This window comes from Enterococcus sp. AZ062 (genome assembly GCF_051715065.1).
GTDB classification, from domain to species: Bacteria; Bacillota; Bacilli; order Lactobacillales; family Enterococcaceae; genus Enterococcus_B; species Enterococcus_B mundtii.
This window is the reverse complement of sequence record NZ_JBIOTB010000001.1, coordinates 3,095,157-3,107,304: the sequence shown is the minus strand read 5'-3', so window position 1 is coordinate 3,107,304 and position 12,148 is coordinate 3,095,157. Positions and strand designations below refer to the sequence as shown.

Sequence of the window (12,148 nt, the reverse complement as noted above, 5' to 3'; positions counted from 1 at the left end):
TGTTTAAAACCAAGATGAAGAAAGGAGAAGGAGTCCATGACTGTTATTGCGGATGTGATTGTCGATGTACCAACTATGCAAACCGATCAAGCATTCACCTACTTGGTTCCTTCTGAAATGGAAGCGGCTATCCAAGTCGGTATGCGTGTAGCGATACCATTTGGAAACGGCAATCGCCAAGTCCAAGGCTTTGTGATGGCGTTGACAGCCAACGAGCAACCTCTTAAAAAAGAATTAAAGCCGATCCTTCAATTACTTGACTTGGCACCTGTTGTCAATCAAGAGTTGATGAGGTTAGCAGACTATATGAAAACCATTACTTATGCTTTTAAGATCACCTGTTTACAAACGATGCTCCCAAGTGTCATGAAAGCAGAATACGATAAGCTCATTTACCCAGTGACCGATGAACCAGAAGTCGTTGCATTTTTCGCAGGTAGACAAGAGATTTCTTGGAAGGAAGCGGAAGAAACTGGGATCTTACCGCAATTGATCCGTTGGCGTAAAAACAAGCTAGTTGATATCCGTTACGAAGTCCATACAAAAAACAAAGTGAAAACGATCCGTGTCGTTCACTCTCTTTTGTCAAAAGCACAACTCGATGAAGCTTGGGGCACCTTGAGACAAAATGCGAAAAAACAAAAAGAATTACTTCTTTATTTGTCAGAAATGGAAAACCCGATGCCTATTGCTTATTTCAAAGAAAAAGGAGTCAGTTCTGCCGTATTGAATCAAGGTAGAGATAAAGGTTGGTTGCGTATCGAAGAAGTCGAAAGTTATCGCGACCCTTATAAAGATCGGATATTTGAACGAACGACTGCCTTACAATTGAATGAAGAACAACAATCGGCGGTTCAGCAGATCATTGAAGCCTGTCATCAGGAAAAGAATGACACCTTTTTACTTGAAGGAATTACTGGTAGTGGGAAAACGGAAGTCTACCTTCAAGCCATTGCTGATGTCTTGGCAGAGAAGAAGACAGCGATCATGTTGGTCCCTGAAATCGCATTGACCCCTCAGATGGTCGAACGATTTAAAGGGCGCTTTGGAGAATCCGTCGCAGTTTTACATAGTGGCTTGTCTCAAGGTGAGAAATATGATGAATGGCGTAAAATCGAGCGCAATGAAGCGCAAGTCGTCGTCGGTGCACGTTCAGCGATCTTTGCCCCACTAGACAACATTGGTTTGATCATCATTGATGAAGAGCATGAATCAAGCTATAAGCAAGATGAAACCCCGCGTTACCATGCCAGAGATTTAGCAATATGGCGTGGGAATTACCATCATTGCCCGATCGTTTTGGGGAGTGCGACACCTTCCCTCGAATCAAGAGCCCGTGCACAAAAAGGTGTCTATCGCATGTTGCACTTGAGTCAGCGTGCGAAAATGAGTGCGCAATTACCTGAGATCGAAGTCGTCGATATGCGTGAAGAATTCGAAAAGAATCAAGCATCGACGTTCTCTCAATTATTACAAGAAAAAATCCAAGATCGATTAGAAAAAAAAGAACAAACAGTTCTTCTATTGAATCGACGAGGGTATTCTTCCTTTGTGATGTGCCGAGATTGCGGCTTTGTCTTGCCTTGCCCAAATTGCGATATCTCTTTGACTCTCCATATGGATTCTCGCTCGATGCGTTGCCATTATTGTGGACATGAAGAAGCGATCCCACATCGTTGTCCAAATTGTGGAGAAAACAAAATCCGGTATTATGGAACGGGAACACAAAAAGTGGAAGAAGAGCTAAAAGCACTTTATCCTCAAGCAAGAATCTTGCGGATGGATGTGGATACCACAAGAAAAAAAGGCGCGCATGAACGAATCTTACAAAAATTTGGGGACAAACAAGCGGATATTCTATTAGGAACGCAGATGATCGCAAAAGGGTTAGATTTTCCTGATGTGACCTTAGTCGGCGTTCTAAATGCAGACACATCGTTGAACCTGCCAGATTTTCGTTCTAGTGAACATACCTTCCAACTATTGACACAAGTCTCCGGAAGGGCAGGAAGAGCCGAAAAAGCTGGGGAAGTTGTGATCCAAACATTTAATCCGAATCACTATGCGGTAACTTTAGCAAAGGAACAAAATTATGAACGCTTTTATCAACAAGAAATGAATGTACGTCATCGTGGAGGCTATCCGCCTTATTACTTCACTGTGAAAATCACGACGAGTCATCCAGAAGAACAAGTCGCAGCCAAAAAAATCTTTCAGATCGCCAGTCAATTAAAGCAAGTATTAGGAACGAACAGCCTTCTGTTAGGTCCGGTACCTAGCACCGTTTTACGTGTGAAAAATCGCTATTACTATCAGCTGATCATCAAATATAAACATGAACCAGAACTGCCTAACGTCCTGAAAGAAATTTTGGATCAAAGTCAAAAAGAACAGCGACAAAATCTATTTGTTGCGATCGACAATGAGCCGCTACATTTTATTTAAGAAAGGAAACACTATGAGTTATCCAATAATGATCCACCCAAATAAAAAATTGAATCGAAAAGCCCAACCAATCGATATGATCACTGATGAGACAATCGTCTTGTTAGATAACTTGTATGAAACAATGGTGGCAAATGACGGAGTCGGCATCGCCGCGCCGCAAGTCGGCAAAAATCAGCGGATCGCTATTGTTGAAGTCGATGAAGGGGATAAGTTTGAACTCATCAATCCTGAGATTATCGAGGCAAAAGGAGAAAGTATCGATGTGGAAGGTTGCTTAAGTATTCCGCATGTCTACGGTACAGTCAAACGTGCAGATGAAGTAACGGTTCGATATTATGATCGTGACGGAGAGGAAATCGAAGTCACTGCGTTTGGTTATCTTGCACGCGCCTTTCAACATGAGATCGATCACTTAGATGGGATTTTATTTATCGATAAAATGATCGAACAAATCCCCGAAGAAAAACTCGAAGAATACATGGAGGAACATTTAGATGACTAAAATCGTATTTATGGGAACCCCAGCATTTTCAGTTCCTGTACTAGAAGGGCTGATCGACCAAGGGTATGAGATCGTCGCTGTCGTGACACAACCTGATCGACCAGTGGGAAGAAAAAAAATCATTACCCCGACACCTGTGAAAGTAGCGGCTTTGAAGCACGATCTTCTTGTGCTACAGCCAGAAAAAATCACGGGTTCTCCAGAAATGCAAACAATCATTGATTTGCAACCAGATGTGCTGGTAACAGCTGCGTTTGGTCAATTCTTGCCGGAGAAACTATTGCAAGTTCCAACACATGGAGCAATCAATGTTCATGCCTCTTTGTTGCCAAAATATCGTGGTGGTGCACCAGTCCATTATTCCATTATCAACGGGGAAAAAGAGACAGGTGTAACGATCATGGAGATGATCAAAAAAATGGATGCGGGTGGTATTTTCTCACAAGCAAGCCTACCAATCACTAAACAAGATGATGTCGGTACGATGTTTGAAAAACTTAGTCTATTAGGCAAAGAGTTATTGCTAGAAACACTACCAAAGATCATTTCTGGCGAATTGACGCCTACGCCTCAAAATGAGGACCAAGCAACGTTTTCACCGAATATCACACGTGAACAAGAAGCAATCAATTGGGAAAAAACAGCAGAAGAAATCGACTGCCAAGTTCGTGGCATGCGTCCATGGCCCATTGCTTTTACAACCTATGAAGGAACACGCTGGAAGCTTTGGGCAGTAGATGTGTTGGCAGATGAGACGACATCTGAAACACCAGGAACTATCATCCATAAAGATAAAAAACAATTATGGGTAGCTTGTGGGGAACAGACGGTATTATCGATCAAAGAACTACAACCTGCCGGTAAAGCAAAACAACTAATACAAGAATTCCTAAATGGCAGTGGCCAACAAGTCGCTGTAGGACAGCAGGTGAAATAATGGCGAAAATACCCAAAAAAATGAAACGTTCGGTTCGCTTTATGGCGTTGATGACATTAGAGCGTGTCAACAAAGGTGGAGCATACTCCAATCTATTATTGAATGAGATGATCAACCAAGGCGACCTTAACCAAAAAGATATCGGTCTGTTTACAGAACTAGTGTATGGAACAATCAGTCGCCATCGTTTGATTGCATTTTATGTTGCGCCATTGATTGCAAATGCAAAAAAAGTGGATGACTGGGTCAAAACTTTGCTGTATTTGTCTGTCTATCAACTCGAATTTTTAGATAAAGTACCTGATCATGCAATTTTGAATGAAGCAGTAGAAATTGCAAAAATCAAAGGCAACCCCGGCACAGGGAAATTTGTGAATGGCGTATTAAGAAATTATTTACGTCAAGGAAAACCTGATCTGGAAACTATCACAGATGAAGTCGAACGTTTAGCCGTTAAATTAAGTCTGCCGAATTGGCTGACACAGCGCTTGATTAACCAAATCGGCTACGAGGAAACAGAAAAGTTAGGTCTTTCATTGTATCAACCAAGTCATGTGAGTGGCCGTATTGATACCCGTAAACTTTCGCGTGAACAAGCACTGGATCAATTGAAAGAAGAAGGACTAGATGTAAAAGCAAGTCCAATAAGCCCATATGGTGTGATTGCTGAAAAAGGCAGACTCGCCTCTACGACACTTTTTCACGATGGCTTGATGACGATCCAAGATGAAAGCTCGATGCTTGTTGCACCAGCGATGCAGATTGAGCCAGAACATCATGTACTAGATGCCTGCGCTGCCCCTGGTGGCAAAACGACCCATATCGCCACGTTCCTTGATCCAACTTGTGGAGGAGAAGTCGTGGCTCTAGATGTCCATGACCACAAAGTAAAACTAGTGGAAGAGAACGCTCGCCGTTTAGGAGTTGCCAACGCAGTGTTCGCACAAAAAATGGATGCACGTGAAGTCAAAGAACAGTTTGAAGCAGAACAATTTGACCGTATTTTAGTAGATGCTCCATGTTCCGGTTTTGGCTTGTTACGCCGAAAACCAGATATTCGTTATAAAAATAATGAAAAAGAATTAGCCAATTTACCGGCTATCCAACTAGCTATTTTGGAAAGTGTAGCTACGGCTCTTAAACCTTCAGGAATATTGACCTACAGTACTTGTACGATTTTGAAAGAAGAGAATCAAGAAGTTGTTTCAGCGTTTTTACAACGACATCCTGATTTTGAGAAGATTGATGTTTTAGTTGATCCTGTGCTACAATCATCAATCAAGGAGAAGATGTTGACGTTGTATCCACATCAATCTTATACAGATGGCTTTTTCATTTGTTGTTTGCGCAAAAAGTAATGAGGTGAAAGTATGCAGATTGAATATCAATCAGATGTAGGAAGAAGACGTAATACGAATCAAGATTATGTCAGTGTATTTGAAAACCAAGTCGGTCTCACGCTGGCGGTTTTAGCAGATGGCATGGGTGGGCACCGCGCAGGCGATATTGCTAGTCAAATGGCCGTCACAAACTTAGGGAAAGCCTGGGAAGAGCAAGCGTTACTTGATGACGAAAAAATCGCGCAGTGGTTTATCCAAGCGATCCAAGAAGAAAACCGCGCGATTCATCAATTAGGACAAGAACAGCTTGAATATAACGGAATGGGAACAACGATCGTAGCAGCTGCCCTATCAGAGGAACGTTTCACGATTGCCAATGTTGGGGATAGTCGTGCGTATTTGCTTCGCGACAATCGGATCATTCGCTTGACGGAAGACCATTCTTTAGTAAATGAATTAGTCAAATCTGGTGAAATCAGCGAAGAAATGGCCGTCAATCATCCACGTAAGAACATCTTGACTCGATCTGTCGGCATGCCAGGATCATTAGAAGTCGATGTTGCAACGTATCTTTGGCAACTCCAAGATCGTTTACTTCTATGTTCGGATGGTTTGACGAATATGCTGTCAGAAGAAACGATCGGTACGATCATCAATCAAGAAGGATCATTATCAGAAAAAGTAACGCAATTAGTGGATCAAGCAAATGAAGCCGGCGGAGCAGATAATATCAGCGTTCTTCTTATTGAATACAAGGAGGATGTTGCATGATTGAGCCAGGAAGAAAATTAAATGGTCGTTACCAAATTACCGGTAACATCGGTAGTGGCGGTATGGCAAATGTCTTTTTAGCCCATGACTTGATTTTAGATCGAGATGTTGCAATCAAAGTCCTACGCTTTGATTTCCAAAATGACCAAACGGCGATCCGTCGTTTTCAACGAGAAGCATTAGCGGCAACCGAACTAGTTCATCCAAATATCGTCAGTGTTTATGATGTCGGTGAAGAAGATAACATGCAGTACTTAGTTATGGAATATGTAAAAGGAATGGATTTAAAACGGTATATCCAAACGCACTATCCGATTCCTTATGAAACAGCAGTAAACATCATGCAACAAATCTTGTCTGCGATTTCTTTAGCACATAGCCATCAAATCATCCACCGAGATCTAAAACCACAAAATGTCTTGATCGATAATGAAGGTGTTGTGAAAATCACCGATTTTGGTATTGCGATTGCTTTATCGGAAACATCGATCACCCAAACGAATACGATGCTTGGTTCGGTTCACTACCTTTCACCAGAACAAGCAAGAGGTAGTATGGCGACAAAACAATCAGATATCTATGCGTTAGGGATCATTTTATATGAAATGCTGACAGGGAGCGTTCCTTTTGATGGGGAATCAGCTGTCACCATTGCACTGAAACATTTTCAGGATGACTTGCCTTCAATCAAAGAGTTAGATCCAGGGGCACCTCAGTCATTGGAGAATGTGGTCTTGAAAGCAACAGCCAAAGAACCTGTCGACCGGTATAAAACGGCAGAAGAAATGGCAGATGACCTAGCAACGGTGTTGTCGTTAGAACGAGCAAACGAAGAAAAATGGCAACCCCAGGCGATGGACAACGAAACAAGAGTATTGACACCACTGACGGCAGAAACACCGATGCCAGATTCCTTTAAGTCAATGCCTCTTCCCGAAGAGAAACCAGCGGAAGAATTACCAGATCCCGAAGAAACAATGCCAGATGTAAAGACTAAAAAAAGAAAAAAATGGTGGATCATTTTGCTGGTCTTGCTTGCTTTGTTAGGAATTGGGACAGCGATTTTATTTGCTTCAGGTGGACGAGGAGAAGTAACGGTTCCCGATGTTTCGGGTCAATCCGAAGCTTCAGCAAGAGAAGCTTTGACACAAGCAAAATTAAAGGTAGCAACGAACACTGAAGAAATTGCTGACGATACGATTGAGAAAGGAAATGTGGTCAAAACAGATCCAGCCTCAGGAACAACAGTGAAACAAAATCGTGAAGTCACGCTTTATATCAGTACAGGTAAGAAGAAAATCCAACTCGATGATTTTACGGGTATGTCTTACGATGAAGCGCGCAAGCAGCTACTGGATTTAGGTTTCTCTTCAAGTAGAATCAAAAAAGAAGAAGAATTTAGTGATGAGGTCACTAGTGGAAATATCATCTCACAATCAGAAGATGAAGGAACAGAAGTCGATCCCACATCAGATACGATTACTTTTACTGTTAGTAAAGGAAGTCAGCCGACGATGAGCGATTACACCGGACAAAACTATGAAACAGTTCTTAGTATTTTGAGAACGAATGGCTATACGAATATCAGTGCAACGAATGATTATAGTGATACGGTCCCAGCCGGTGCAATCATCAGTCAGTCACCAAGTTTTGGGGAACCATTGACGGATGCGACATTTATTAGTTTCGTGGTGAGTAAAGGACCAGATGCGAAGACACTGAATGACATTTCTGGTTATACGAAAAGTGATGCGCAAAGTTACTTATCTGGTATCGGTGCCGACTACATTGGTCATGAAACGTATGAGTTTTCAGATACAGTAGAAAAAGACAAAGTGATCCGTACAGATCCAGGAGTAGGTGCATCGATCACATCAGGAACGATCGTCAATGTGATTTACTCAAAAGGACCAGACCCAGCGAAAGCATCATCAAGTTCTGAAAAAGATTCTTCCAGCAGTTCTTCTAGCAGTTCAAGCAGTAGTTCAAGTTCCGAAACAACTAGTAGTAGTACCACTACAACGTCCTCGACGGATAGTGACTAATAGACAGAATTAAACGAACTGAAACGATAATGATAAAAAATAGATCTGAGAATTCAAAATGTCGGCGACATTTGAAGAAATTCTTAGGTCTATTTTTTGGTGATTTCTCCTAACTTCTGTTGTCCTATGGTAAAATATACTAAAAATGGAGGTGGGTTTCATTAAAGGGCAAATCAGAAAAGCAATAAGTGGATTTTATTACGTATATAAAGATGGAGAGACCTATCAGACACGAGGTCGAGGGAATTTTCGTAATCGAAAGATCACGCCCCTTGTTGGCGATCAAGTCATATTTGAAAGTGAAAACAAGACCGATGGCTATCTACTAGAAGTTTTACCACGTAAAAATCAATTAGTACGACCACCAGTAGCAAATGTTGATTTAGGAGTTGTTGTGACGAGCTTGATCGAACCAACATTCTCTTATAATCTACTCGACCGTTTTTTAGTCATGTTGGAATATGAATCGATCGAGCCAGTGATCTATTTGACGAAAACGGATTTAGCTGTCGATTCTACACAAATAAAAGAAATTAAAGAGACTTACGAAAAAATCGGCTATCCAGTGATCGTTCCTCGCACACAGGGTGATACGGATGAATTAGTTCGCTATTTTCCAGAAAGACTGACCGTTTTCATGGGACAGTCAGGTGCAGGTAAATCGACGTTGCTCAACCAAATCTCACCAGAACTTGAGTTAGAAACAGGTGAAATATCTGATTCTTTGGGGCGTGGACGTCACACGACAAGACATGTTGAGTTATTACCACTCTATGATGGATTGGTTGCCGATACACCAGGTTTCAGTTCTATTGATTTCTTAGTCATCGAACCTGTCGAGTTATCCAAACAATTCCCTGAATTTGTCGAAGCTTCTGTAGACTGTCGCTTTAGAGAGTGTATGCACGTAAAAGAGCCAGATTGTGAAGTCAAACGAAGAGTAGCGACAAAAGAAATTGCACAGACTCGCTATGACAATTACTTGCAATTTTTGCAAGAAGTTGAAAACCGTAAACCGATGTACAACAAAAAAGAAACTAGAAGAAAGTAGGAGGGTATTTTTATGAAAATAGCACCATCGATTTTAAGCGCAGATTTCGCCAATCTCCAAACAGACATTGAACGAGTAGAAAAAGGTGGAGCAGACTATATCCATGTGGACGTAATGGACGGCCAATTCGTTCCCAACATTACATTCGGATCGAATGTAGTGCAAGCAATTCGTCCGGTCACAAAACTACCGTTAGACGTTCATTTGATGATCATCAATCCTGAAAATTATATTGCTGATTTTGCAAAAGCAGGTTCAGATATCATTACGGTCCATGTGGAATCGACACCACATATCCATCGTGCGATCCAGATGATCAAAGATTTAGATGTCAAAGCAGGGGTCGTTATCAATCCTGGTACACCGATCGAAATGATCAAGCATGTTTTGCCTTTAGTTGATCAAGTGTTAGTGATGACAGTCAATCCAGGCTTTGGCGGACAAAGCTTTATTACAGAAACAGTGGATAAAATCGCAGAGTTAGCGGAATTACGCAAGGTGAACGATTGGACCTATCAAATCGAAGTGGATGGTGGAATCGTTCCAGAAACTGCAAAAATTTGTCATGAAGCAGGTGCAGACGTATTTGTGGCAGGCTCCTTTGTCTATAGTGCAGAAGATCCAGCAGCTCAAATCGATCAATTGAAAAAGGCATTAGGCTAATGGAAGTATTACTTGTTGCAGGCGGATCACCAGAAAATTGGCCAGACTTGTCACAGCAATCATTTGATCGATACGTGGGCATCGACCGTGGGGCACTCTATTTGCTTGAAAAAGGCTATTCGTTAGATCTAGCAATCGGTGATTTTGATTCATTGTCTTCCTCAGAATATCAACGAGTATCCGATAAAGCTGTCGAAGTACACCAAGCGCCAGCAGAGAAAGACGATACGGACACTCAGCTAGGTTTAGCAAAGACATTCGAACACTTTCCAGAAGCAAGCGTGACACTGATCGGTGCAACTGGTGGAAGATTAGATCATTTATTAGCTAATCTATGGTTAGCATTAGAACCACGGTTTCAACCTTTTATACGACAGATCCAAATACAAGACAAACAAAACGTAATCACTTACTATCTACCAGGAGCTTACGAGATAAAAAAAATTCCTGAAATGAAGTATTTAGCTTACTGTTGTTTGACACCTGTTAGTCAATTGACATTATCTGACAGCAAATATCAACTATCAAACGAGGAAGTATCTCGTCCAACTTCTTATGCAAGCAATGAATTTGTCACTGACAAAGCATCCTTCAGCTTCTCTGAAGGAATCATTTCAGTCATCCAAAGTAAAGATTGATGGATCGGTTCAGGACAAAGTAGCAAAAGAAATGAAGCGGAAAAATGACAGTTTAAATTATTTGCTAAAAAAAGCTTAAAAGAAGGGTCGAGCCTTTTGTTTCCCCTTATTTAATGATAAAATTACAGGTAAGAGTCTAATTTAATTCGAGGTGTCTTTGTGAAGAAGTTCAATCCTAATAAAAATATCATTATTACCTTAGTCATCGTTATTATTGTAGTAACGGTCCTAAGTGTGACAGCTGCCCAGCGAGCGAATGAAGGAAAGCCCAATTTCTTCCAATCTATTGTGAACGACAGTGTCTCTTTTGTCGATCGGACGATTTCTGCTCCGGTCAAATGGGTCCAAAATGGCGTGGATTCAGTACATCATCTTTTCACCACCTATTCAGAAAATGAACGGTTAAAAGAAAAAATCGACAGCTATGATGAGATAGCTCAAAAAAACAAGAACATGCAAAAAGAAATCGATGCACTAAAAAGCGAACTCGATTTAAGCCAAACGTTGACGAGTTATGAAAGAGTCACAGCAAATGTGATCACTCGTTCACCTGACTCATGGCAAGATCTATTAGTCGTCGACAAAGGATCAAATGATGGAATCGAAGTCAATATGGCAGTCATGGCGCAAAAAGGTTTAGTCGGACGTGTCATTGAAGTCAATGCCACTTCTTCTAAAGTAGAATTGCTGACTTCGTCAAACGTAAGTTCCAACCATTTCCCTGTCCGCGTATCTTCTGGAAACGGAGAATCTTTCGGTTTACTCAAGAATTATGACGAAAAGTTACAAGCGCTAGTTGTGACACAGCTAACAGGTGACAGTGAAATCAAAGAGGGCGACGTAGTACAAACATCAGGTCTTGGAGGCAACTCGCCAGCAGATCTGCAAATCGGTACAGTCATCAAAACAAAACCAGATAGTTATGGGCTAGATCGCGAAGTCTATGTCAAACCTTATGCGGATATGTATGATCTCCCAGTAGTAACGATCATCAAACGTCTTGTGGAGGAATAGTCCATGCTAAAAAAAGAGAAAATGACCATTTATTTGCCGATCCTCTTGTTCTTACTCATGTTGATCGATGGGCACTTTACCCGAATGATGATCAGGTGGTCAAGCGGTGACTACATGGCAAGTGCGCATCTTTTGATATTGGTTTTACTATTTTGCAGTTTGAGTTTCTCCAAACGCTACTTACTGATCACGACATTAGTTTTAGGTATTATCTTTGATTCTTACTATATTGGTGTGATTGGCATTTATGCAGTTGCTTTACCTTTATTAGTATTTATCATGTATGGGATGAAATCTGTCATCCATGTAAATATTTTTACTGAGTTTTTTAGCCTCATCATTTTCATCACAGGCTATGAGTTGTTTACATTGATCGTACAAATGGTATTCAAACTTGCGAGTGTAGATAGTACGTACTTTATCACTAAATATTTAGGTCCAACATTATTATTGAATATGGTATTGTTCGCTCTACTTGTATTCCCATTAAAGAAGCTATTTAAAGAAGGTCGGGACAGAAGTGTCTAGCCTCGCAGAATAAGGCGCCATCCACGAAAATTGTTTTTCAAATTTTTGTGGATGGCGCCTTGTTTTCCGAAGAGATTACTTCTGTTCCCACCGTTTATTCGGTTTTAGGTGGTGCGAAAGGACGAATGTTTCAGCCTTTTTTTATTTAATTTAAAACGGGCATTATTTAATTATTGAAAAATGTATTATGAAAATAACCATGTCATCTTAC

Annotated in this window: 11 protein-coding genes; all 11 read left to right on the top strand. The window is 41.1% G+C overall.

The window, feature by feature from the left end:
• Nucleotides 1-36: 36 nt before the first annotated feature.
• The 11 genes from priA (at nt 37) to mreD (ending at nt 11,937) form a co-directional block, all read left to right on the top strand.
• A complete protein-coding gene (gene priA, locus IGJ00_RS14425) occupies nt 37-2,445 on the top strand; it encodes a primosomal protein N' (RefSeq protein WP_071866545.1) in 2,409 nt (802 codons plus the stop codon).
• Nucleotides 2,446-2,458: 13 nt separating this feature from the next.
• Entirely contained in the window at nt 2,459-2,950 is a 492-nt protein-coding gene (def, locus tag IGJ00_RS14420) for a peptide deformylase (protein WP_071866546.1), read from the top strand.
• Entirely contained in the window at nt 2,943-3,887 is a 945-nt protein-coding gene (gene fmt / locus IGJ00_RS14415; RefSeq protein WP_010734100.1) for a methionyl-tRNA formyltransferase, read from the top strand. The genes def and fmt overlap by 8 nt, the downstream gene beginning before the upstream one ends.
• The gene (rsmB, locus tag IGJ00_RS14410) at nt 3,887-5,245 is read left to right on the top strand and encodes a 16S rRNA (cytosine(967)-C(5))-methyltransferase RsmB (protein WP_071866547.1); all 1,359 of its coding nucleotides are present in this window, start codon (nt 3,887-3,889) and stop codon (nt 5,243-5,245) included. The genes fmt and rsmB overlap by 1 nt, the downstream gene beginning before the upstream one ends.
• A 12-nt stretch (nt 5,246-5,257) precedes the next feature.
• Complete coding sequence (locus tag IGJ00_RS14405; RefSeq protein WP_010734102.1) at nt 5,258-5,998, top strand: Stp1/IreP family PP2C-type Ser/Thr phosphatase; 741 nt, start codon at nt 5,258-5,260, stop codon at nt 5,996-5,998.
• On the top strand, nt 5,995-8,043 hold the full coding sequence (pknB, locus tag IGJ00_RS14400) for a Stk1 family PASTA domain-containing Ser/Thr kinase (protein ID WP_108145313.1): 2,049 nt from the start codon (nt 5,995-5,997) through the stop codon (nt 8,041-8,043). The genes IGJ00_RS14405 and pknB overlap by 4 nt, the downstream gene beginning before the upstream one ends.
• Nucleotides 8,044-8,194: 151 nt before the next feature.
• Nucleotides 8,195-9,094, top strand: a complete 900-nt coding sequence (gene rsgA, locus IGJ00_RS14395; protein ID WP_176285335.1) for a ribosome small subunit-dependent GTPase A — start codon at nt 8,195-8,197, stop codon at nt 9,092-9,094.
• A 12-nt stretch (nt 9,095-9,106) separates the two neighbouring features.
• Nucleotides 9,107-9,757: a ribulose-phosphate 3-epimerase gene (gene rpe / locus IGJ00_RS14390; protein WP_074801789.1), complete on the top strand. Its 651-nt coding sequence runs from the start codon at nt 9,107-9,109 to the stop codon at nt 9,755-9,757.
• A complete protein-coding gene (locus IGJ00_RS14385) occupies nt 9,757-10,395 on the top strand; it encodes a thiamine diphosphokinase (protein WP_065096082.1) in 639 nt (212 codons plus the stop codon). Before rpe ends, IGJ00_RS14385 begins: the two co-directional genes overlap by 1 nt.
• A 159-nt stretch (nt 10,396-10,554) precedes the next feature.
• Nucleotides 10,555-11,409 (top strand): rod shape-determining protein MreC, encoded by an 855-nt coding sequence (gene mreC / locus IGJ00_RS14380; RefSeq protein WP_010734107.1) that lies wholly within the window; start codon nt 10,555-10,557, stop codon nt 11,407-11,409.
• 3 nt (nt 11,410-11,412) lie between these two features.
• Nucleotides 11,413-11,937 (top strand): rod shape-determining protein MreD, encoded by a 525-nt coding sequence (gene mreD, locus IGJ00_RS14375; RefSeq protein ID WP_065096081.1) that lies wholly within the window; start codon nt 11,413-11,415, stop codon nt 11,935-11,937.
• Nucleotides 11,938-12,148 lie beyond the last annotated feature (211 nt).

Excerpts from the sequence above, each read along its gene's own strand:
- IGJ00_RS14385 (WP_065096082.1), top strand. The coding sequence starts at position 9,757 with ATGGAAGTATTACTTGTTGCAGGCGGATCACCAGAAAATTGGCCAGAC.
- def (WP_071866546.1), top strand. The coding sequence starts at position 2,459 with ATGAGTTATCCAATAATGATCCACCCAAATAAAAAATTGAATCGAAAA.
- fmt (WP_010734100.1), top strand. The coding sequence starts at position 2,943 with ATGACTAAAATCGTATTTATGGGAACCCCAGCATTTTCAGTTCCTGTA.
- rpe (WP_074801789.1), top strand. The coding sequence starts at position 9,107 with ATGAAAATAGCACCATCGATTTTAAGCGCAGATTTCGCCAATCTCCAA.
- rsmB (WP_071866547.1), top strand. The coding sequence starts at position 3,887 with ATGGCGAAAATACCCAAAAAAATGAAACGTTCGGTTCGCTTTATGGCG.
- pknB (WP_108145313.1), top strand. The coding sequence starts at position 5,995 with ATGATTGAGCCAGGAAGAAAATTAAATGGTCGTTACCAAATTACCGGT.
- mreD (WP_065096081.1), top strand. The coding sequence starts at position 11,413 with ATGCTAAAAAAAGAGAAAATGACCATTTATTTGCCGATCCTCTTGTTC.
- IGJ00_RS14405 (WP_010734102.1), top strand. The coding sequence starts at position 5,258 with ATGCAGATTGAATATCAATCAGATGTAGGAAGAAGACGTAATACGAAT.
- priA (WP_071866545.1), top strand. The coding sequence starts at position 37 with ATGACTGTTATTGCGGATGTGATTGTCGATGTACCAACTATGCAAACC.